A 22,327-nucleotide genomic window follows, 5' to 3' on the forward strand; every position below is an offset into this window, starting at 1 on the left:
TACACTGCACGGCCTGTTTCTCCCAGACCTTCTTTTTCCGTCTAAAGCAAGGCAAAACAGGGCAGCGGTTTATTCGATTTCAGGAGTCTTACTGGCTCGTGGGAACTCTGGAAGAACAATCAGATCGGCACCGGCGTTTGTGCGGTCAATCGCAGTGATGGTGGGGCTGCCATCAGTGGGTTGCGTAAACTGAAGCTGAAGCGGCTGCAATTCGGAGCAGGGTGTTTGAATCAGTTTCTGGCGATCAGCGAGCCAGGGGATTTCCATCTGATAGCTGTTAACATCAGCAGACAGCCCCCAGATATCTTTCCAGTCGAATGCATCCAGGGCCAGCGCACCGGTGGTTCCCTGTTGAGACTGAATGCTCCAGAATGTTTCGAAGCGATCGAAATAATTATTGGAGCCTTTCCAGGTTAACAGTTTCTGTCTGAAGTCATTTTCATTTGTATTGCCTTTCATCTGCACGAACGGTGCCTCGGTTCGTGAGAAGAAAATATTGTTGCGAGCAGACACATTGAGGGGAATCAATTCACGGGGGATCGCGCCGCTGTCCATTACAGCCAGCCCTTTCCCGAGTAAAAATGTCGAATGATTCATCACCAGTTCCAGAAAGTCGCCTTCGGTTGGTTTATTGTTGCTGCCGATCAGTTCGATCACTGCCTGTGAAATCATGAGCGCGGAGTTCGTGATTTCCAGACGGGTGGGTGCTGTTTCCCGAATTGAAAAGGCATGGCCGTCGCAGCGAAGTACAGAATTGATGACTTCCACAAACGTCGATTCCTTCACCGGGCGTTTGCCCATCATCGCATCATCGTTCAAACCCTGGTTAATGGGCTCGTTCATTTCAAACAGGGCAACCTGTTGACTGGTTGTATTGGAACAGGTGACTGTCACTTGATGCAGGCGAATGTCATGTGCATTTTTTAAAGAGAAGAGCGCCCAGGAATCCGTATTCAGGTTTTTGACATCGACGATGATTCCCAGTTCAAACAGCTCCAGCGAACCATTGGCAACCTGAATCAGATGCGTCTGATACCCTTCTGCCGGTTCTTCGACAGACTCAAAATGCAGAATTGGTTTGCGATCTTTGGCGGCGCGAATTCTCACCCGTTTGTTATTGATGTGAATTGGCGCTTCTTTGCGAATCCCGTTAAATCCCAGTTCGATGATGCTGCCATCGTCGGCGGCAGCACAGGCGGCATCCAGCGTTTTGAAATCCTGGCCGGCTGTTCCATCGGGCTTGATGATTGTGATTGCCGGGATTTCAATTTTTCGAAATTCGTTTTCGCCCTTTTGAGGGAACGGATCCGGCTCTGCTTCCAGACTGGTGTCCGGAGCAGGCGCCAGTGGGACCATGCTTTTTTTCTGATTACTGCTGTTCGATAACGCTAACTCCGTGCCAGGAGGGTTCTCGCGTAGCACTTTGTTTTTAGGAGGGTTACTGGCATCAATGATGTCGTTGATCGTTTTCTTGGAAGAGAGAAGTGGGATTTCAAAAATTTCATTCAGGTCTTTTGAACCTTCTGGCAGATTCATTTTTTCCGGATTCGTATCTGCTGTCTTCTCGTTCTCTAAGCCGCCTTCGAGCGGAGTGGGAGTTTCTGTAGTCTTGTTTTCTCCGTTCGATTTCACGGGTTTGGCAGATGCGATGGCCGTGTTTTCCGACAGCGATCCTGCGATCGTTTTCTCTGTTTCCGGCAGAGGCTGACTGGCGAGAGGACTGATTTCGTCTGGAGAATCGCTGGTCTGATTTTCGGGAGAAACTGTCGGTTGATTTTCATTTTGGGTCACACTCACCGACGTCGGATCGAATGCCGGATAGCGATCCAGCAGAATGACAACGGCTAACAGGACCAGCGCTGTCGCGACCCAGCCAACATGTTTTTCCAGGAAGCCCAGTCGGGAACTGGTGGGTGAGGTCCAGACGAGTCCTTCCGGATTCACGCCTCGTAAATCCAGTTTGCCGGCAACCTGCATTAAATGATACATCAGTTCTTCAGGTGTCTGATAACGGTCTGCCGGATCGCTGGCCATCATTTTTTGTACGATCAGAGACAGTTCGCGCGGTAGATGTTTATTAATGGTTGCCGGGTCGGGAACATTTTTTCCACTGTGATCCAAAAGTTTTTGCAGAACCGTTCCTTCGCCGTAAGGAGGTTCGCCTGTCAGCATATGATACAGCGTGCAACCCAGCGAATAGATATCGCTGCGCACATCCACGTTCCGTGGGTCTTTGGCCTGTTCGGGAGAAATATAATCGAACGTACCTAACGTGGTGCCGGCACTGGTCAGATCGGCCGATGCATTATCACTCTCTTTGCGGGCCAGACCCAGGTCAACCAGCTTGGCTCTACCGCCGGGGGTAATAATGATGTTAGAAGGTTTGATATCTCGATGAACCACGCCGGCTTTATTAATGTGTTTCAGGGCAGAGGCAATTTGTAACGCATAGTTGACCGCTTCCGCCGCCGGCAGGATGCCGCGCGAATGAATGATTTCTCTGACGTTGGTCCCTTTGACATATTCAAAGGCAATGAAGTTCAAGCCCTGATCTTCGCCAATGTAAAATACACGCGAAATGTTTTCATGATCGAGACGGGCTGCCGCCTTGGCTTCATTCTGGAACCGTTTTACCGATCCCGCATCGCGTGATTGTCCCGGGCTGAGAACCTTTAACGCGACGACACGGTCCAGGCGAGTATCAATCGCGCGGAATACGGCTCCCATCCCACCCCGGCCAATTCGTTCCCGGATGACAAAATGCTCCAACTGCATCCCGGAAGGATTGGCATCCTCGTCTTGTGCATTCGGATCATCGACGCTGGGGGGGAATAAACGGTTCCAGATGGAAGAGCGGGCTATGTTGGTCTGTGAACCACTCGTGTCGCGGCTGGAGTCGGGTGTGGGAATTGGCTCATGCGGGCTGATAATGGTCTCTGGCCCGTCTGCTTCAGGAACCGGGCGCGCAAAAAATTCCGGCAATGATTCCTGGCTCGTCATTGAGCGTTCAGATTTTGACTCGGAGCCCATGATCTAAGGTTCACTTAAAAATAACGATGGTTCAACGTGTGAAATGATATCGAACGTCTCTTTGAGCAAGCAACAGCGTAATCCAAATTCACTTCGATTGTCTGAAATAAATGCCGGATTTTGCGTGTCCTACGCTCGTCCCCATTCTCGTTGGAGTACTGCTTTGATTTGATTCTTTCCTAACTCATTTAAATGTCTGAGTTTAGGGCTTTCTTGTAATGTCTGGTGTCGCTCTGTCTGAATGTGAAATCAGAATGGTGTTATGAAAACAGAATGGAATCGAGATTTCAGTTATAAAAAGTTGACAAGAGAGCTGCTTATATAATACGTGCTGCAGCCGGAATCCGTTCTGATAAAAATTCAATTTGCCCGAATTTCATCCAATTTTTTTGTGCCGGGATACATGTGCCGAGGAATGGTTTGTCCGTGGATTCCTGAAAACGGACACTCTGTGATTCCTCATAAGCTGCAGGCAGACACAATTTCATGTCCTTCGAAACGAAGACGAGCCGATCTAGTGCACATCACATTTTACCATAGCGTGTCTCAATCTAATATACTCGGTCCAAATGACCTTGGAGACGCTGCAGTAAAACTGGACACAGTCTAAAATTCGATAATCTTGGTTTCGTATTCCTGTTTGAAGCCAACTTGATCAATCTTCAATCCGAAATTTTCCCCGATCTTCACCGCCTCACCCTGACAGTAAACCTGATTGTTGATATACATGTCGAGCGGATCTTCACAAGGCTTGTCGAATGTAATGAGCGAACCGGGACAAATAGAGAGCAGTTGCTTCATTTCAATTTTTTTCGTAGCCAGTTTCACGATCGCTTGCACGGGTAGCTTGTTGATGCGGTTCAACGGATTCGAATCGGAGTTAGTTCCCATAGATGGCATAGACTGAGGGGAATTGCCAGATGAAGCGGACGGTTGAGGTGCTGGATCGGGTTCCGGTTCAGGGGAATCTGTAACTGGCGGTTTCGTCAGTGGCCAAATTACAGGGATCACAGCACTCGGGCTCTGGCCGTCGCTTTCATCTTCTGCTTGAAATAAGTTGATTCGCAGTAATGCAGCCCAGTCAGAGGGAGCACCTTGCGACACTTCGGTTAATAAACTGTCAGCATAATAAGTTTTAAATTCGTCAACATCACCTAAGTCCATCGGAATCAGGTTCATGGACCATTCCAGAGACAGGGTTTGCAATCGTGAGGATTGCGAGTCTCCCGGAGCGGTATACCAGTCTGGCAAAGGAATATTTGCCGGGATCAACCCGACCATCGCTTCCTCACCAATTCGAAACAGAGCAACCAGTCCAGGACCCTGAAATGCTTCATCTAATTCATCGGGAGACCAGACGCCTGACTCTCCCAGTTCCAGCCGATAGTTGAAATCGAAACACTGGTTGAAAGAATCAGAAAGTGCAGGCATACTTTCACCGGCGAGGGCAAAAATCGCTTCTACATTTTCCTGGCTAAAGCCCGACATTTCGGATTAACAAAGTCCCAAAAAATGATAATGTGTTCATCTCAAGATCAGCTGTCACAGCGTTCTGGAATGAATACTCCTTAGATCATTCAATCGACCACTTGAATTTTAGTTCTTCAATCAAAATCGGCAAACTTCGCTTATTCAGAAAAGATTGCCATTTTGTGACTGCAAACCGGATTCTTTGATCCTACCGCTGATTTCCCACGTTCTGAGGGATATCTCTGCTGAAACAAAACGCAGAATTCAAGAATTAAGGAGAGAAACATGCAATGCCACGAAGTCGACTATGAAATCTTTGGTTCTGACCTGCAGATTGTGGAAATTGTGCTCGATCCGGGCGAGTCTGTCGTCGCGGAAGCGGGCAGCATGAATTACATGGAAGAAGGGATCAGCTTCGAAGCCCGCATGGGAGATGGTTCTAAACCCAACGATGGCTTTCTGGGCAAGCTTTTTAAGGCAGGCAAACGGATGCTTTCAGGTGAGTCATTGTTCATGACACACTTTACCAATGAGGGACATCGTGAACAGAGAGTCGCCTTTGCAGCTCCTTATCCCGGAAAAATTATCGCCATCGATATGGACAAAATTGGCGGCGAACTGACCTGCCAGAAAGATTCGTTTCTGTGTGCGGCGCTCGGGACGGAAGTCACGATGGCCTTTAATAAGCGGCTCGGATCGGGCTTCTTCGGTGGGGAAGGCTTCATTCTGCAGAAACTGCGTGGCGATGGAATGGCATTTGTCCATGCCGGAGGCACCGTCACGAAAAAGAAACTGAACGGGGAAACTTTACGCGTCGATACAGGCTGTATTGTCGCCTTTACAGGCAACATTGATTACGACATCGAACGAGCCGGCAATTTAAAATCGATGGTGCTGGGAGGCGAGGGTATGTTTCTGGCGACGTTACGCGGGCATGGAACCGTCCTGCTGCAAAGCTTGCCTTTTTCTCGTCTGGCCGATCGTGTTCTGGCTCATGCTCCTTCCGCTGGAGGCTCCTCAGTCGGTGAAGGCTCGGTCCTGGGAGGATTCGGCGATATGTTTGGGGATAGTTAAGCTGCCCCCGAGAGAATGCCACTGTCGAGTTTCAGGAGTCGATCAATGGTGAAAAGTAAAGCAGACATGTATAAAGCGGGGCGTATTTTTTCGTTCGTTCTGGGAGCGATTTTCATCATTGCCGGCTTTCTCGTGACCTATCTGCTGGGGCTGCCGCTGATCGAACAGGCGAAAGCCAGTAAAAACTGGCCAACGACCAAAGGAGTTGTGCTCAAATCGAAAGTGGCCACCCACCGCAGCAGCAATTCCAACTCGTCAACCTATTCAGCCGAGATTATGTATCGCTATCAGGTGGAAGGAGAGGACTATGAATGCGCAACGGTCTGGTTTGGCAGCGATGTTTCCACATCGAACCGATCCCTGGCGCAGAATACGGTCAAAAAATATCCGGTGGACAAGTAGGTGGTCGTGTATTATGACCCGCAAAAACCGATCGCCGCGGTACTCGAACCCGGCGTGTTCAAGACCACCTATTTCTATTATATCTTCGGGTGGCTGCTGATGGGGCCGGGAATTCTAATGACGGGCATTCCCCTGTTCCGGTGGCTCCTTAGAAAAGGCAAAAGCATCGACGAGAGTCCCTCTTCGGCAAACTTTGCCGAATGAGCGTGGAGAAAACGTGGCAGGGAAATTTTGAGCTTGCCTTGATGCGGTAATTTTTGGTAAACAGCGTGCCTGCCTCTCAGACATCTCTCACTCTCTCCATGGTTATCTCTTCATGTCTTTTTCGTGCGTCACCCATACGCAGCGACCGATTTTGCTGGCGCTTCTCACTCTGTTGTTGTGCCCTTTTGTTGTCGGTTGCGCGTCGACTCCTTATCAGTATCAGACGAATCTGATCACGCATCCCGATTTGGATTTCGAGGAAGGGGAACCGCAAATCGTACGTGGGAAACCCAGAAAATTTGTGGACGGCGTTGGCTGGGTCGTGGGCATCCCGGGGAAAATTCTGCTCTGGAATCGCCGCGTTGATAACCATGATATTTCGCCGGAGACCGAAGCCGCGATCGCCGCGTATCTGGAGAAAAATGGCCTGGATCAAGTCAAAGTGCGGATTAATGAATACGATCCGCTGGGCGAATGGAGACGGCTCCGAAAGAATAAAGCCGTCGGCTGGGGCTGGCGGTATACCGCGGGTACCTTAACGGCCCTGCACTACACGCTCTTGCCGGGACGCATTATCGGCGGCGATAACTACAATCCGTTTACGAATACGATCAGCCTGTATTCCGATCTTCCTGCCGTCGCGTTGCACGAAGGGGGACACGCCAAAGATTTTGGTTCGCGGAAATGGAAGGGCACGTATGCCGTCGCAGGCGCACTGCCGGGAGTCTCGCTCTGGCCTGAAGCGATCGCCACCAATGATGCGCTTGGCTATCTGCGTGCTGAAGAAAATTATGAAGACGAACAGGAAGCCTACCGTGTGCTCTATCCCGCCTATGCAACATACATTGCGGGTGCCGCTTCACCCTTACTGCCTTATGGAGATCTGGTGATCAAAGCTGGTGCCGTGATTCCGGGGCATCTTGCTGGACGCTGGAAAGCCAATGAAGTGCGGCAGGAGCAGATTGCCCGCCATTCCCAATCGGGTATTCAGCAAGTCTCTGCCGCAGACCCGTTTCTCAGTTTGCCAGAAATAGATGCGACAGATCAAAGTCCGATACAGCAAACGCACTATCAGGCAATGCAGGCAGATCACGATCTGTTTGAAGAACAGAAGATGGGGAGAGAAATCCCCGAGCGCGATTGAAACCAGGGGTTCGTTACTTCGAGGAATTCGGGGGGGGCGTGATTCCCAGAGTGGTCACGCGGTCAACGGGTTCATTGCAGAGCGGGTAGCTACTGGTCGAGGCAGAAAGCACATCGGCCAATGTTGTTTCAGAAAATGCGGTTTCCGTTTCTCGCATGGCATCATCCAGCTTACGATGCAACGGGCATAAATTCGCACCATGCCCTTTTAAACCGAGAGGGCAGGTTGTGATTCGGCAAATGGGATCGACGGCGTTCACGACTTCCAGTAAATTCAGGTCCGCAGGGGTCTTCACCAGAGAGATACCGCCGCCAATACCCCGCTGTGAATGAACGACATTTGACTGACGCAAACTCTGAAGGACTTTCGAAAGATACGCCTGCGGAACTTTAGTCGCTTTGGCGATTTGTTCTGTTGTGCACGGGTTGGGAGCCTGGTCGGCTAAATGAACAATTGCTCTGAGTGCATATTCAACAGTCTGGGAAAACATAAGAAAGTCCTTGAAAACGATAATTGGACATTGATGTCTATTATTGCGTTTGTTATTCTGCGTATCAAATTAATTATGAATTATTTATGTAGTTCGAATACAGTAATTATAGTCGCTCAATTGAATTAGGAACCAAAAATGAAACACATTGATGAAGAAAAACTCGAAACAGACCTGCCTTACCGATTTCAGTATCTCGCCGAATTTATGGGGGTCACGGAAGACGATTTAAAGGCAGTCCATGCAGCAGCGGGCGTCGTCGCGCCCTTAGTGCCTGGTTTAGTCGACGCCGTTTATGACCAACTTTTCCGCTATGATTGCACAAAACGCCATTTTGTGCCACGCCAACACGGTTATGAGGGCGAAATTCCTGAAAGCATCGAGTCACTCACGCTTGATCATGAAATGATCCAATTCCGGAAACAACATCTCGCGCGGTATCTGGAAACGCTGGTTACAAAACCCTACGACGAAAAAATGATCCAATATCTGGATCTGGTCGGCAAGATTCATACCCCCAAAGCAGGCAGCAAAGATTTGGATGTACCTCTGGTACAGATGAACGCACTGATGGGCTTCGTCTCGAATGCTTTGGTCAGTACGATTCTAGGATTGAACCTGGATCGTGACACCGAAGTCAAAACCTTAGCGGCGTTCAACAAATTGCTCTGGCTGCAGAACGATCTGATCACGCGCCACTATCAGGCGTCGTAGCGGGTCAAATCAAGTTGGGTTACAGCCGGAGATCCACGCAGGCAAGGTTCCCGGCTGAATCCCGACAATAGAGGAGTCCGTTGCACAATACGGGAACGGTCCAGCATTGATCATCGAGGACTTTAAGTCGGGAGAGTTCCTGGTACGACTCAGGAGTCGCCTCTGCCGTCACCAGTGTCCCTTCATCAGACAGAATGATCAGTTTGCCGTTTGCGATCAATAACGAGCCGCAACCAAAGCCGGCTTCGCGCCATTTGATTTTTCCCGTTTCCTGATCGATACAAGTGAGGCGGACAATGCGGCCCAGATTCGAATTGCCGTCCATGCCATAAAAGTGTTTCTGAAACAGCACGCTGTTATTGAAATGATTTTTCATGTCACGGTTGGTGTAGCGTGCTTTCAATTTCTGGTTCTCGAAATCCAGTAAAGCACAGCCTTTTCGATAACCGGATGAGATAAAGATGGTTGTGCCATCAATGATCGGTGTGGTCGAGTTGGTATCGAAGGGAGAAGGCCACTCAAAAGTCGCGACTTCCGTGCCGTCATCTGCGCGGGCTATGGACAGGCATTCGTTATTCAACAGTGCCAGATAAACGGTCCCTTCGAGCTCGAATGCCGCCGGTGTGCCATAGCCGGGCATGTGCGGCGTCGATTTCCAGATCTCGTTCCCCGTCCTTTTATCGAGGGCCACCAGCCGTCCCGCTTCGATGAATAATTTGTCGCCCCGAATCAGCGGCGAACAGGTGAAGCCCCATTCGGGGACTTTCATCTCGTAGGCTTTCGTCAGGTCTTTCTGCCAGATGATTTTACCGGTTTCGATTTCAAAACAGATCAATCTGCCGTCACGACTGTTCGTGTAAAGGAACTCGCCGTCAATCGTGGGCGTCGCACCCGGACCACCGGCGTTCAGATGATTCACTAACTGCGCCGGATAGGACTGCTTCCAGATTTCTTTTCCCGTCTCAGCATCCAGACAATAAACCGTTTCATTGCCTGCTTTATGACCAATCGTATAGATACGTCCGTCGGCTGCCGAGATCGAGCTGTATCCCGTGCCCACATTACCTCGCCAGAGAACCTGGGGCGGTTTGTCGGTCCAGTCGGCACGCCAGTCGGTTTCCGGAGAGATTCCGTTATAGTCAGGGCCCAGCCAGTGCGGCCAGCTGTGAGTGCGCTTGATGAGTCGATCCGGGGTTTGGGCATCCTTGAACGAAACTTCAACGATCGTGGCAGGTGCCTCCTCTTTGCTGGAAGCATTCTGTACCGCCGGATGCGGCTTGCCCGCCTGCGGCGTCGTTTCGCTGCAACCAGCTTTCAGCAGACCTGTCATCAAAAACAGAATTAGAGTGACGAACTTCATTCGATTCTCCTTATGAGTGTCACCCTATTATGCACGCCCTGGGATTATTCGGGAATGTCAATTTTGATTCTCAGGTCGCGCAACTGGTGCGGATCGACTTCAGACGGCGCACCGCTCAGCAGATCGGCGGCTTTCTGCGTCTTGGGGAAGGCGACCACGTCGCGAATATTATCGTTTCCACACAGCAGCATCACCAGTCGGTCCAGACCTAAAGCGGCACCGGCGTGAGGAGGAGCCCCGTATCGCAGTGCCTGCAGCAGGAAGCCAAAGCGTTCTTCTGCTTCGTCTGCGGAAATTCCCAGTAGATCGAAGATTTGTTGTTGGACACCCTGATCGTGTACACGAACGCTGCCGCTGGCTAATTCGTAACCATTGATCACCAGGTCGTATGACTGAGCCCGTACCTTAGAAGGATCACTTTCGAGATACTGCATATCTTCTTCCACCGGCTGGCAGAAGGGGTGATGTTCGGCATCCCAGCGCTGTTCCTCTTCATTGTACGAGAGCAAGGGGAAGTTGATCACCCAGCAACATTGGAAGTCTTTCGGATCGTACAATTCCAGTTCTTTCCCCAGACGGTTTCGCAGTGCTGACAGAGCCGCTGAAGTCACAGAGCACTGATCGGCGACAAAAAACAGCAGGTCGCCTACTTCCGCGCCCATCGCTTCCATGATCTTCTGTTTGTCGTCATCAGAGAAGAACTTGGCAATCGGGGAATGCAGGCCTTCATCGGTCACTTTGAAGAACGCCAGACCCTTGGCACCATACTCGCCGACGAATTCAGTCAGGCCGTCGATGTCTTTACGACTGTAACGATCGGCGGCACCTTTGGCATTCAGGCCTCGTACCCGACCACCCGACTCCATGGTTTTCTTGAAGACGGCGAAGTCACAGTTGGCAGCAATCTCGCCGACGTCAACCAGTTCCAATCCAAAGCGTAAATCCGGTTTGTCAGAACCGTATTTTTCCATCACGACATCATAGTCGTAACGCGGCAGAGGCAGGGCAATCTCTTCGTTGCGCAGATCTTTCAGGATCGTGGCGATTAAACCGTCAACCAGTGTGAGAATATCTTCCTGGTTCACAAACGCCATCTCCAGGTCGATTTGAGTAAATTCCGGCTGGCGATCGGCACGCAGGTCTTCGTCGCGAAAACAACGGGCAATCTGGTAATAGCGGTCATAGCCGGAGATCATCAGGATCTGTTTATAAATCTGGGGCGATTGCGGCAACGCGTAAAAGCTGCCTTCGTGGACCCGGCTGGGAACCAGATAGTCACGAGCACCTTCCGGAGTACTGCGACCAAGAATCGGAGTTTCCACTTCCAGAAACTGGTTCTGATCAAAATAATCACGGGTCACTTTGGACAGACGAGACCGAACCTTCAATGCTTCCTGCAGGCGCTCGCTGCGCAAATCGAGAAACCGGTAAGTCAAACGCAGTTCTTCATTCGGCAGTTCTGACGTGCCTGGCTCGAACGGGGGCGTCTTACTTTTATTGAGGACTTGCAGTTCGTGCGCCCGGACTTCAATTTTTCCCGTTGCCAGTTTTTCGTTTTCGCGATCATCACGCAACACAACTTCGCCTGTGACCTGGATCACGTCTTCCGCTCGCAGGCTCCGTGCCAGCTCATGCATCTTGGCATCACGATCCGGGTTGAACACGATCTGAGTGACGCCATAGCGATCTCTCAGGTCGATGAAAGCCAGACCTCCGTGATCGCGGCCCCGGATCACCCAGCCAGCCAGAGTGACTGTTTGCCCAACATGGTCTGTTCTCAATTCGCCACAGGTATGTGTTCGTAACACCGTAATAAGTCCTTGGTTAGAAAGCATCTTTTCTAATTGATTATTCGTCTCTTCAGATCGTGTGAGGGCGGCGGAGTCATCGTTGGAAAGATTCGTAATCCGCAGTCCATAACGAGAGAATTGGTCCCTCATCAATCATTTCTTTCCGGTATGGTTCAGATCCATACTGATCAGCCGGGGTTCGCGATCAGCGCCTCATTCCAAAACAATGCTGCTGATCTTATTGGAGCAGCCTGTTGCTCGCAATGAATAGAACGCCCAGAGCCCGCGCTCGGTTGGTATCTTTTCGGGGAATTACCGATTATTCAGACCGAGGCTGCATCTCACATTCAGATGTGTGGCTACATGTTCACTTATCTGCGGCCGCGGAAGCGTCGAAACAGTCCTCGACGTCTGCGGACAGGAGCACAGTTGCAGTCATCGCTGGCAGCCGCCGCTGATGCGGGAATCGGTTCAAGAGCCTTACTTTTTTCTTCATAAGGCGCTGCCGCCACCTTTTTCGCTTTGGTTTGCTGCTTGAGCGGTTTTTTTTGAGCGACTTTTTTCTTGCTGACGTTCAAAAACTGCTTGTAGGCATCAGCAACTTTTCCCTGTTTGGTATTACCAGAGTGAATGTAGAGCCCATATTTCAGATTCAGCTTTTGACCCGGTTTCAGGTGTTTCGGATCGGCAGGCTGTTTCTTGTTTGTATAAGCATGATCGCCAAACGGGCTGATGGTAAACAGACCGTAATTACGCACGTGATACCGCGACTTTTTATAGTTCTCTGGCGAGTCCATCAATGTCACGCCGTAGACTTTGCCGTTCAAAGGACCGTAATAGTCAATCCATTCGGTCGGTTTGCCCCAGGTGTCTTTCGTTCCTTTTACGCCTTTGTTGTTTTCGACGCTGCCATTTTCTTTTTCCCGCATTCCGTTGGGCAGACGAATTCCAAACAGACCTTCTTTGGTATCCTCAAATACAACCGGTTTCGCCCCGGCTTTAAACGTGATGTTGTAAGTCATCAACCGGTTGGCATAGATCGAAATGACGGTGTTTTCCGTTACGATCGGCTTATCATCTTCCCCCAGCCACTGATTGGTCACCTTCAGTATGGCAGGATTCCCTTTTGCTCTAACAATTTTCACACCGCTGTTTTTGATCTTGCCTTTCTCGGCCCAGAAGTCGACTTCATTCACTTCATCGACGGCGACCCAGATCCCTTTGTGGTGCGGGTGATCTTCGGGATCGACCAGCGAACGGGTGATAATCGTGCCATCAGCGGCACGCACGGGAGAGAAGAACGGCTTCGGTAGATCGTCGCTGGTGTTGTATGTGGCGAAAAGCTTTCCGTCGATGGAAACATTGATTTTTGATCCCTGTTTCTTCAATTCCACGGTATCGGCGTGGGCTACGGTAGAGAAGCCAACAAACAGGCAGATTATACTGAACACGATTTTCACGGCGAACATTCCTCGAATACGACCGGTCGTAAATGGTTTGTGAATAACAATCAGTTATTGTGTGCTGAACAGTGCCACTGCGCCAAGTCGCACAGACAATTTCAACCGTTTTTTCTGGAACTGATCCAGAACACAGTTTGCGAACAAGGCTTTTGATCTGTTATTCTAGAGCGCATCGCATTTTACCATAGCGTGCCTCAATCTAGTATGCTTGGTCCAAATAGCCTTGGAGACGTTACAGTAAAACTGGACACAATCTAAACAGGTTACAGAACGAATTTTTGCCGGTCATCAGCACAAAGACAAAACCAGGAACAATGAATAAACGACGACGATTGCGAACCACTTCTTCCCTGAAATCCTATCCCGAAAAATCCACATCTTTTCGGAGCCACCCTGTTCCGGAAAAAGAACCGGACTGGGAAATTGCCCTTTCCGGTGATCTGGGGGAAAAAGAAACCGACCTGGTTTCGCGGCTCGTTGATCTGCCGCGAGGCAGCCGCGGGACGATCTTCTTCGATTCGCCCGGCGGATCTGTTTACGCAGGGCTCACGCTGGCCAGTCTGATTCGCTTGCGTAATTTAAATGTCGCCGGCGTGGCGCTGGGCGAGTGCTCTTCCGCCGCCATTCTTCCGTTCGCCGCCTGCAAGCATCGCTTTGTCACCAGCTATACCACGCTGCTGTTCCACCCGGTGCGCTGGCAAAGTGAAGATGATGTCCGTTTCGAAGAAGCCGTCGAATGGGCGCGGCACTTTAAGGTCATGGAAACCGACTTTGATCGCCTGCAGGCCCAACTCTTCGGCGTGGAACAAAGTCTGCTCGACAAGTGGACGCGGCCGGGGAGATTCGTTTCCGGGCAGGAACTGGCCGACGCCGGACTGGCGCAGTTGATCGACCCCTTCTCGCAAGAAGATCAGTGGAAGCTCATTGAGGCAAGATAGCGGGAATTTAAGGGGGCTGCGGTTCCCCTTTTTTTGAAGATCCTGTATTTTGGGAACCGTTGCGCATGTGGAAGCGTCTCTTAATTTACAGACAGAGTTGAACTCTGTCTGGACCACGAATTCTTCTGCCCTCTTATTGAGCTGAAAAGGTGTTCTATGAATCAGCTATCACAGATCAGATATATCCTGCTTGCGCTGGCTGTCGTATTGAACAGCGCAGTCCTGCTGCAGGCTGACGACGCAAAACCAACGCCGGTTACCGTTCCCAAAATCATCAAGGTAACCAATCAGGTTCAGACCTCCTTTCCTCCGAATCTAGTGGTGCAGGCGGTCGGAGAAGTTCCCACCGGCGGTTATACTGACGCCAAACTGATTCGCGCGGTGTATGTTCAACCTCCCCAAGACGGCATTCAGGATTATTTTCTGAAAGCGGTTCCCCCGTCAGGTCCCGCGATCACCGTGATCTCTCAAGTTAAAGCCTCTGACACCTGGAAGAATTTTCCCAGCTGGGTCAAAGGCATTCGTGTGCACGGCGTGGGTGACGGGATTGTGTTGATCAAATTTGAACAATCCAAACCGAAACCTCGCCCCGTATATCGCCGATTTACAGGAACCTCCAAAGAGGGGTCTTTTGAGAAAGCATTAGCGGATGCCATTGCCAAACTAAATCAGGCACTTTCTGAAGGAGGCGTTGCAGATGCCTCAGCCTCCTGGAAAGTGGACAGTACATCAGGGCAAGTCGGCGGCATTGCTGGTCTGAATCAGATCAGTGTTTCAATTGTCGCAGAGCGGCAGCCCCCCTGGCAGCGAAAGAAGCAGCCTCAAAAACTACGTCAACAGAAAAAGCCCGCAGCCGACAAATAATCGCTTAGCCTTTCGGTGCGATCACGCCGGTTTCGGGGCTCGAAGCAGTCGCGTACAGCTTCTTCGGAATCCGGCCGGCGAGATACGCGTCGCGACCGGCCTCGATCGCATTTTTCATCGCCCGTGCCATGCGAACCGGATCCTGAGCACCGGCAATCCCGGTGTTGAGCAGCACGCCGTCACAACCCAGTTCCATCGCAATGGTCACATCGCTGGCGGTGCCCACGCCGGCATCCACGATCACGGGGTAATCGGCATCGTCTTCTTTCAGATATTCCAGGCAGATGCGAATGTTGTTCGGGTTCAGAATGCCCTGACCGCTGCCGATCGGACTGCCCGCCGGCATCACCGAGGTCGCACCGGCGTCTTTCAGACGTTTCGCGGTAATCGGATCGTCGGTCGAATAGCAGAGTACGGAAAAGCCTTCGTCTACCAGCTGTTTGGTTGCTTCCAGCGTCGCCACCGGATCGGGGAGTAACGTTTTGGTGTCGCCCAGTACTTCAATCTTCACCCAGTCGGCTCCCGGATTTTCCAGACCACGTAAGATTTCGCGACCCATCCGCGCCACGCGGACGGCGTCTTCGGCAGAGAAACAGCCGGCGGTGTTGGGGAGAATCGTATATTTATCCAGATCGATGAAATCCAGAATATTACGGCCGTCCGAATCGATCAGACGCTCCCGCCTGACCGCAACCGTAATCACATCGGCCCCGCTGACTTCCAGGCTTTCCTGCATCAGTTCGTACGTCGCGTACTTACCGGTTCCCACAATCAGACGTGAGTTCAGATGATGTGTTCCCAGGATCAGAGACGATTCTGTGCTGCCGATTGTTGCCATAATACTTATCCACCGCCTACCAGCGTTACTATTTCCAGGCGATCCCCTGCCTGCAGCATGCAGGCGGCATGTTCTTCGCGTGGAATTAAAATTAAATTTCGTTCAACGGCCAGATATTTTGGCTGCAGCCCCAATTGTGCCAGAAGTTCAGCCACCGTGAATTTTTCGGGAACCTCCTGGGTTTCACCGTTCACTTGAATTTGCACCACTGAGGCTCCTTGGAAATGATTTTCATCTGACGCAGCAAACCGCCACAAAAACAGATCAAAGTAGAAACATTTGACCCTGGGCTTTATGATTGTTTGCAAACAGCGAGTTTAGAAGTGAGACCCCCGATCGTCAAGGAATGGCCGGGATACCAGAAACACAATTTCAAACGGCTTTTACCGCGTGCTGTCTGAACAAAAGATATCAACGGTCTGGTTCGGATGCCCGATCCTGGAATTCACCGTTTCTTTACAAGTCGTTAATATGCTTCTATATAACACAATACAAAACAAAATTTTGACACAGCAACCAGGATTCCATTTCGAGGACCAGAATCGATGTCATGCCTCCGTTTCCCTCAGTTCCTTTCTTTTTTTGCAGGTTTAGCCATCGTGTCCGCGACCTCCTCGCTTCCGGCTGTCGAAATCATTGGTCATCGCGGTGCCTCGTATGATGCTCCCGAAAATACATTGGCGTCTGTGAATCTGGCCTGGAAGCGTAATGCAGACGCGGTCGAGATCGATATTTACCTCAGCAAAGATGGCAAGATCGTCGCTTATCACGACAAAACCACCAAACGGATTGGCGGCCGCGATCAGGCTGTGAAAGATCAGACGTTCGCCGAGTTGCAGACGCTGGACGTTGGTGCGTGGAAGAATGCCAGATATAAACAGGAACGCATTCCGACATTGTCTGAGATTCTCAAAACAATTCCTGCTGGCAAACGTCTGTTTATTGAAATCAAATGCGGCCCCGAAGTTCTGCCCCAATTGAAACAGGATCTGGCGGCTTCCGGAAAAACAGCCGCCCAGACGGCCATCATCGGTTTTGATTATGAAACCATGCAGCAGGCCAAACAGCTCATGCCCGAACTGGAAGTGATCTGGGTTTTCAAAGTCAAACAGAATAAAATTACACGCAAATGGGCACACAACGCGGCCTACTATATTCAGAAAGCCAAAGCCGCCAATCTGGATGGTCTGGATCTGGGCTATAATCAGTTTATCACCAAAGCGTTCGTCGAGCAGGCAAACGCAGCCGGTTTGCCCGTTTATGTCTGGACCGTCAATGAGGTGGCCGATGCGCGAAAACTGGCGGAAATGGGAGTGACTGGTATTACAACGGATCGGCCCGGCCTGTTGAATGCCGCCTTAAAACTGGAAAAATAGCGTGGTTTCCCACGGTCTCCAATCAGTCTCGTATTGATTTCGAGGCACGTTTGCCCGAAAATAGAGAGAAGTCGCCTGACTTGGACGAACTTTTTTCTTAGAGGGACAGGCCCTATGTTTTCACGTTTGATCTCCATTGCCGGATGCGCTTTGCTGGCAGCATCGACTTTGCAGGGCAGCAGCGCAACTGCCGCCGAACCAGCAAAACTTCCTCAGCAAGTGGTTGACTATATTTTTGACCTCGAAAGTGACGACTATCAAAAACGCGAAAAAGCCACCCAGGCTCTGCCGGAATATGGGGAACAGGTCATTGAACCGCTGCTGAAAGTCACACGCGGCGACAGTCTTGAAGCGGCCGTCCGTGCGATTCTGGTCATCGAACAGGTTTACGTGAAAGGCAAAGAGTCGTCCATTGCCAAAGCAGAAGAGGCCCTTGAGTCGCTCACCAGTTCTCCAAATCCTTCCGTCGCCCTCCGTGCAGAAGAAGCCATTGATCGACATGCTGACATTCGCGAAAAACGGGCGATTCGTGAAATCAGGAAAAGAGGCGGGACCGTCATATTGTGGACGTCGGAAGAGATCGCCAAATACCCGCAACAAAATAAGCTTGAACCGGGGCGTGTACGCTACGTCGCGCTGGGAGCACGCTGGAGCGGTGCCGAAGTGGGTCTGCGTTTTATCAAGCGTGTTCGAGAATTCGATACTTTCTATCTGATCAAAGGGCATCCTCTGAATGAGGTAGCGTTAGACGATTTGAGAAAAGCCATCCCCTCCACCCGGTTTCAGACACGCGACAGTGATGCGATGCTCGGAATTTCCGGCGGCAACAATGACAGGGGAGGCTGTACTGTGGGTGTTGTCACAGAAGGACTGGCGGCACAAAAAGCCGGCATTCAATCGGGAGATTTTATTGTCAAATTCGACGGCGAGAAAATCGAAAATTTTCAAGGGCTCGTCGATCTGATTGGCAAAAAGTCAGCCGGTGATACGGTCAATGTTGATCTCGTCCGAAATGGGAAGTTGATGACCTTAAAGGTCACACTCAGCAGCTGGCTCGATCAATAAACGGCACACTTAATCGTGCAGCTTCTGCAGCAGATCGAGTGCCGTCTGGCGGATTTGCGTTTCGGCATCGATTTCCAGATAACTGCTGCGGGCCGGCCAGGTTTCATAACCACCTAACGCATGTTGTTGCGGCGTAGGCAGATATCCGCTGGAGCCGTTGGCCAGCTCCATTGAGAAAGTCGCTGCAAACGGGCTCTCTGCTTTGATTGCCAGACCGGTTTCGGTAAACACTTCACAAGGCAGACCCACAATGCCCAGATCGCCAATGCGGATCGCCTGAATTTTGATCTTCTCTGTCGCTGGATATTTGCTGAGTTCTACCGCTTCGGTGGCATAAATTTTGGACCAGGTATGCACTCGTTTCTGTTTTGGGTTCTCCAGAATGTCGCGTGCCCATGCGAGCCGTTCCTCATCTGGTCGGCGGATACCCAGTTCGATCTCCTGCTCCCGCATCGCTACTGGCAAAGCGTTTTGATGCGGGAGCTTTTCAATCACGTTGAGTGTCTGCTCGGCGAACTGTTTTCCCGATTCCTCAATCCACTCAAACGCGGCGTACTTGCGTTTGTCCTGTTTCATGACCGCGCCGACATTGCCGCTCGTCCCGTTCGAAAGCATGCCCACAAACGGAGGATGCGAACTTTTCTTCGACAGTTTTTCAGACAGGTGTTTTGCATACGCACCAAAGTAGTCGGCACTGATCTCCCCTTTGCGATAACCGCCGCAATAGTGAATGCTCATGTTGCCTAAAATCGCCAGCGGTGTGCCGTCAACATGTTGAACGGAAAGGATCGAGCACTGCGGATCAATGGGCGCTGCCGGCTGAATGATCTGTTTGCTGCGGCCTGCGACCGACTTGATCTGTTCACCCGCCACACCAAACGGATTGAGCGACACGCTCCCTTTCTCTGCCAGGAATCGGCGGCAGGCCGCGTACTTGCCCGCATCAAAGGAGCCCCAGGCAACCTGCGCGGGCGCCAGATTCTTCTGGGCTGTGATGATGGCTTGTGCCATGTTTTGAATCAGCCCGTCATAGTAGACGTCATCCTGCTTGCTCGCGCGACCATAGGGCACACGCGGTGCGGCATGCGTGTGCGTGCTGGTCATCAGAATGCGATCGATGGGCAGCCCCGTTTTTTTGAACACGATGGCCTTCGCCCGATCAAAATAACTGCGTTCCACCATACACAGATCGTTCACACAGATCGCGATTCGCGTCTTGCCGTCGTCCAGAACCAGCGCGCGAGAAAAAATTCGATCATGAACCCCCGTCACCGGCCCATTTTTGGAAATCACCCCATCCAGTGAAACTCCTACCGGCGGCGTGATATCCACCACAGCAGCACCCGCCCGCAAACCTGGCTCTGCAGCTTCGATATCAGTGATTAAAGATTGTTGTATCAGACAACAGACAGGCAGGAGCAACAGGCAGACAATTCGCGATGGCATGGGAATCCTCTTTAACAAAGCATCGGCGGGAGAAATAACGCACTCTCCAGCATAACCTATCCATTAGCAGGATTTCCAGACACAACCTACATTTTAAACCCGGATTCATCACTGACTCATGTTGTAGATGTATGCTGATGCAAGCAGATCAATAACAGTCTTATTCAAATGTAGGGGCAACCCTGTGTGGTTGCCCGCGGTATCGACATAGTTTGCGTGATGGCATGTGAAATGTTTTCACCGGTTCCTTCGCAAGCGTGATGCAGAATAGAAAGCGACCAGGCGGGCTGACACATGGGTCAGCCCCTACGTTCCGGTCTCATTGCGGGATGACAAATTCGTTTGACTGCTCTGTCACCTCCTGCTCGCTACGCTCGGCACGAATTTCATTCGTGCCCACCCGGATCAAGTTTTGAGTTGCAAAGTAAAACTGTGGCGTGTACCACTGTCGGCTTGCCCGACAGTGTTTAAATCAGCGACGATGTTCATAGAACTTCAGAAGTATGTACGTTCCAGAACCGTGTGCCCTCAATCCAGTTTCTGCTGTTCGGCATTATCTTGTTCGTTAAGCCACTGGGCCATTTCATTGGAAACCAGAAACGCCATTGCCCCGCCGCGGGTATCGTTGCCCAGAATTGCCATGCGGTCGAAGTACCCGCGGACGCTGGTCTGTTTCCCGGTTCCCGTGCAGACATCAACGAGTGTGCCATCAAAGGCGACGCGGGTTTTGATTCCGTTCCAGGCCCGTTCGATGATCGGCGTGTACTGTGCTGCATCGAGCCAGCCTTCCCGGATGCCGCGAATCATGGCAAACGTAATCATGCAGGTGCTGGTCATCTCACGATAACTTTCGGGATGGTCAATCACCTGATGCCACATGCCGGTCGGGTCCTGATGCCGGGCGAGTGCTTCCAGATGTTTGCGATGCCCGTCAATGAACTGTTGACGCAAGGGGGAATTTAACGGTAACTCGGAAAGGACCAGAGCCAGTCCCAGCGCGGGGAAACCATTCCCGCGTCCCCAGGCGGCATCACTGAGGGGCGAATTACGATAAACGCCATCCGGTCGTTGATCCAGTTTCTGAATGAAACGCCAGTGACGTAGCGCCATTTCGTAATATCGAGGTTCTCCCGTCAAACGGCCGACCGCAGCGAGGATCGGACACGACATGAAAACTGCATCACTCATTTCCACATGATGCGGCATCGATTCGCGAAAGTTTCCCTGCTCATCAAAACCCAGATCCGCGGCCCGTTTCGCAAGTGCAATATACTGCTGGTTCCCGGTTGCTTTGGCCAGTTCCGAAAACAGCAGATGCCCGGCGATCACACTGCCGCCTCCCTTGTTGCTGAGCGGGTTCGGATTCTTGGTAAGATATTTCTGCGTGATCTGTTCGACATGAGGTAACCGGCTCTGGTCGCCCGTCAGTTCTCCCAGACGAATCTGGCTGATCAGTGAAACCACAGGCAGGTAGGATAAGCGTCCCAGATCATTGCCGTACACTTTGGAAAGTTGCGTGGCGACTTGAATCGGCGTGCGTTGCAGGCGTCGCATCAGTTCCAGTCGTGCCGGGGAAGGGCCCTGGAACTTGCTTTGCTGAATTTCTTTTAACAGAGCCGGAAGAAACGCGGGCGCGTTCTGTTGCGGAACTTCGACGGCGAGCGCGGGTAAACGCCCGACGTCTGAAGGTGATTTATAAGCCAGACTGGAAACCAGTTCCCAGCCAAACACGGGTCGAATTTGCGGCTGCAGATGTTTGCCCAGCTTGCGCGCCGCGGAAAGGGAATCCACGGGGACCACCCACTGAAACTGGTTGCCCTCGCGGACATCAATTACAAGATCGGGCGCGTGCATGCCAATCCAGCGCCACAGATATTCGGTTTCGGGTTTCGTCGGACTGTGGTAAGCGGGGCCCATGGGCGGATAGCCGCGGGTGAGATTTCCGTTTGAGGCATTTTTCGGTCCTCGCTGCAAGACCCAGCCATCCGGATTCGCAATCGGAACGGCGGACAGGGAAAACTGTTCTCGCAACGCCGCCGCTTCGGGTGCGCCATAAAACCAATTGACGGCATTGATTACCGCATCGACGGAAGACTTCGATGCATCGAGGCCGCCAATCAGCAGAATCCGTGTTTTTCCGGTATGGAAGTCCAGGTCCTGTTTGGAATAGACACAAGGGATCGGCGTCTCTTTCCGGGTCACGCCAATGGCCGAATGAATCAGGTCCGGCTGTTTTCGTAACGACTGCAAGCGTGTTGCGACAGGCGTTTTGAAGTCGATCGTTATATCCGGTTTGCGGGCTGCAATCGGTGCCGCGAAAAGCGAATCGAATAGAAGTGTATTCAATAAACAGAGTGTTAAACAGGACGTCAGCAGCGGATATTTCATGGAAGGCAGATTCCGGGCAGGAGAACAAGCGAGAGTTAGTTTTCGTAGAAATTTCGTAGTAAAAGAGCCATTGTAAAAGCGACGCAGACCAAATGCCAGCAGAGAATCAGTCTATCTATTTAGAACGAAACAATACCAGTTGGGTGGGCACGAATGAAATTCGTGCCGAGCACAGCGAGCAGGATGTGGCAGGGAAAGCACACAAAAACCCTCAGTGGGTGGCACTGTTGGCTTGCCAACAGTGATCGGGAATGTCCGTTTGCAGTCAAGA

19 protein-coding genes are annotated in these 22,327 nt (G+C 51.3%); 9 read left to right on the plus strand and 10 right to left on the minus strand.

What is annotated here, in order from left to right:
• Window positions 1–69: 69 nt before the first annotated feature.
• Window positions 70–3,000, minus strand: a complete 2,931-nt coding sequence (locus tag Pan241w_RS00675; RefSeq protein WP_198000244.1) for a serine/threonine-protein kinase — start codon at window positions 2,998–3,000, stop codon at window positions 70–72.
• A 636-nt stretch (window positions 3,001–3,636) separates the two neighbouring features.
• Window positions 3,637–4,518 (minus strand): FliM/FliN family flagellar motor switch protein, encoded by an 882-nt coding sequence (locus Pan241w_RS00680; protein ID WP_145209456.1) that lies wholly within the window; start codon window positions 4,516–4,518, stop codon window positions 3,637–3,639.
• Window positions 4,519–4,785: 267 nt separating this feature from the next.
• On the opposite strand from Pan241w_RS00680, the gene Pan241w_RS00685 reads away from it, so the two are divergent.
• The 4 genes from Pan241w_RS00685 to Pan241w_RS00700 all read left to right on the plus strand — a co-directional run bounded on the left by Pan241w_RS00685 (window position 4,786) and on the right by Pan241w_RS00700 (window position 7,324).
• Window positions 4,786–5,574, plus strand: coding sequence for a TIGR00266 family protein (locus Pan241w_RS00685; RefSeq protein WP_145209459.1), 789 nt, complete (start codon window positions 4,786–4,788; stop codon window positions 5,572–5,574).
• Window positions 5,575–5,619: 45 nt separating this feature from the next.
• Complete coding sequence (locus Pan241w_RS00690; RefSeq protein ID WP_198000245.1) at window positions 5,620–5,976, plus strand: DUF3592 domain-containing protein; 357 nt, start codon at window positions 5,620–5,622, stop codon at window positions 5,974–5,976.
• On the plus strand, window positions 5,977–6,180 hold the full coding sequence (locus Pan241w_RS00695) for a hypothetical protein (protein WP_145209465.1): 204 nt from the start codon (window positions 5,977–5,979) through the stop codon (window positions 6,178–6,180).
• Between the two features lie 112 nt (window positions 6,181–6,292).
• The gene (locus Pan241w_RS00700) at window positions 6,293–7,324 is read left to right on the plus strand and encodes a hypothetical protein (protein WP_145209468.1); all 1,032 of its coding nucleotides are present in this window, start codon (window positions 6,293–6,295) and stop codon (window positions 7,322–7,324) included.
• A gap of 13 nt (window positions 7,325–7,337) precedes the next feature.
• Here the strand turns inward: Pan241w_RS00700 and Pan241w_RS00705 are convergent, their stop codons facing one another.
• The gene (locus Pan241w_RS00705; RefSeq protein WP_145209471.1) at window positions 7,338–7,814 is read right to left on the minus strand and encodes an RrF2 family transcriptional regulator; all 477 of its coding nucleotides are present in this window, start codon (window positions 7,812–7,814) and stop codon (window positions 7,338–7,340) included.
• Between the two features lie 138 nt (window positions 7,815–7,952).
• Between Pan241w_RS00705 and Pan241w_RS00710 the strand changes: the two genes are divergently transcribed.
• Window positions 7,953–8,528: a protoglobin family protein gene (locus tag Pan241w_RS00710; RefSeq protein WP_145209474.1), complete on the plus strand. Its 576-nt coding sequence runs from the start codon at window positions 7,953–7,955 to the stop codon at window positions 8,526–8,528.
• A gap of 19 nt (window positions 8,529–8,547) precedes the next feature.
• On the opposite strand, the gene Pan241w_RS00715 is transcribed toward Pan241w_RS00710, so the two are convergent.
• The 3 genes from Pan241w_RS00715 to Pan241w_RS00725 form a co-directional block, all read right to left on the minus strand.
• A complete protein-coding gene (locus Pan241w_RS00715; RefSeq protein WP_232107313.1) occupies window positions 8,548–9,888 on the minus strand; it encodes an outer membrane protein assembly factor BamB family protein in 1,341 nt (446 codons plus the stop codon).
• A 44-nt stretch (window positions 9,889–9,932) separates the two neighbouring features.
• Complete coding sequence (aspS, locus tag Pan241w_RS00720) at window positions 9,933–11,723, minus strand: aspartate--tRNA ligase (RefSeq protein WP_390621032.1); 1,791 nt, start codon at window positions 11,721–11,723, stop codon at window positions 9,933–9,935.
• A gap of 326 nt (window positions 11,724–12,049) precedes the next feature.
• Window positions 12,050–13,138 (minus strand): DUF6807 domain-containing protein, encoded by a 1,089-nt coding sequence (locus Pan241w_RS00725; protein ID WP_198000246.1) that lies wholly within the window; start codon window positions 13,136–13,138, stop codon window positions 12,050–12,052.
• 317 nt (window positions 13,139–13,455) lie between these two features.
• Here Pan241w_RS00725 and Pan241w_RS00730 point away from each other — a divergent pair, with 317 nt between their 5' ends.
• Both Pan241w_RS00730 and Pan241w_RS00735 read left to right on the plus strand, forming a co-directional pair.
• Window positions 13,456–14,079: a ClpP family protease gene (locus Pan241w_RS00730; protein ID WP_145209480.1), complete on the plus strand. Its 624-nt coding sequence runs from the start codon at window positions 13,456–13,458 to the stop codon at window positions 14,077–14,079.
• A gap of 156 nt (window positions 14,080–14,235) precedes the next feature.
• Window positions 14,236–14,943 (plus strand): hypothetical protein, encoded by a 708-nt coding sequence (locus Pan241w_RS00735; protein WP_145209483.1) that lies wholly within the window; start codon window positions 14,236–14,238, stop codon window positions 14,941–14,943.
• A gap of 4 nt (window positions 14,944–14,947) precedes the next feature.
• Here Pan241w_RS00735 and Pan241w_RS00740 read toward each other — a convergent pair whose 3' ends face one another.
• Together Pan241w_RS00740 and thiS are read right to left on the minus strand one after the other, a co-directional pair.
• A complete protein-coding gene (locus tag Pan241w_RS00740; protein WP_145209486.1) occupies window positions 14,948–15,781 on the minus strand; it encodes a thiazole synthase in 834 nt (277 codons plus the stop codon).
• A gap of 5 nt (window positions 15,782–15,786) precedes the next feature.
• Window positions 15,787–15,987, minus strand: a complete 201-nt coding sequence (gene thiS / locus Pan241w_RS00745; RefSeq protein WP_145209489.1) for a sulfur carrier protein ThiS — start codon at window positions 15,985–15,987, stop codon at window positions 15,787–15,789.
• Between the two features lie 393 nt (window positions 15,988–16,380).
• Between thiS and Pan241w_RS00750 the strand changes: the two genes are divergently transcribed.
• Both Pan241w_RS00750 and Pan241w_RS00755 read left to right on the plus strand, forming a co-directional pair.
• Window positions 16,381–17,157: a glycerophosphodiester phosphodiesterase gene (locus Pan241w_RS00750; RefSeq protein WP_198000247.1), complete on the plus strand. Its 777-nt coding sequence runs from the start codon at window positions 16,381–16,383 to the stop codon at window positions 17,155–17,157.
• Window positions 17,158–17,271: 114 nt separating this feature from the next.
• Window positions 17,272–18,222 carry a PDZ domain-containing protein gene (locus Pan241w_RS00755; RefSeq protein WP_145209493.1) on the plus strand — a complete coding sequence of 317 codons (951 nt, stop codon included), beginning with the start codon at window positions 17,272–17,274 and terminating at the stop codon, window positions 18,220–18,222.
• 9 nt (window positions 18,223–18,231) lie between these two features.
• Here the strand turns inward: Pan241w_RS00755 and Pan241w_RS00760 are convergent, their stop codons facing one another.
• Together Pan241w_RS00760 and Pan241w_RS00765 are read right to left on the minus strand one after the other, a co-directional pair.
• A complete protein-coding gene (locus tag Pan241w_RS00760; protein ID WP_145209495.1) occupies window positions 18,232–19,668 on the minus strand; it encodes a neutral/alkaline non-lysosomal ceramidase N-terminal domain-containing protein in 1,437 nt (478 codons plus the stop codon).
• 528 nt (window positions 19,669–20,196) lie between these two features.
• Entirely contained in the window at window positions 20,197–22,056 is a 1,860-nt protein-coding gene (locus Pan241w_RS00765; RefSeq protein WP_145209497.1) for a glycoside hydrolase family 88 protein, read from the minus strand.
• Between the last annotated feature and the right edge of the window lie 271 nt (window positions 22,057–22,327).

Source organism: Gimesia alba (genome assembly GCF_007744675.1).
GTDB lineage: Bacteria > Planctomycetota > Planctomycetia > Planctomycetales > Planctomycetaceae > Gimesia > Gimesia alba.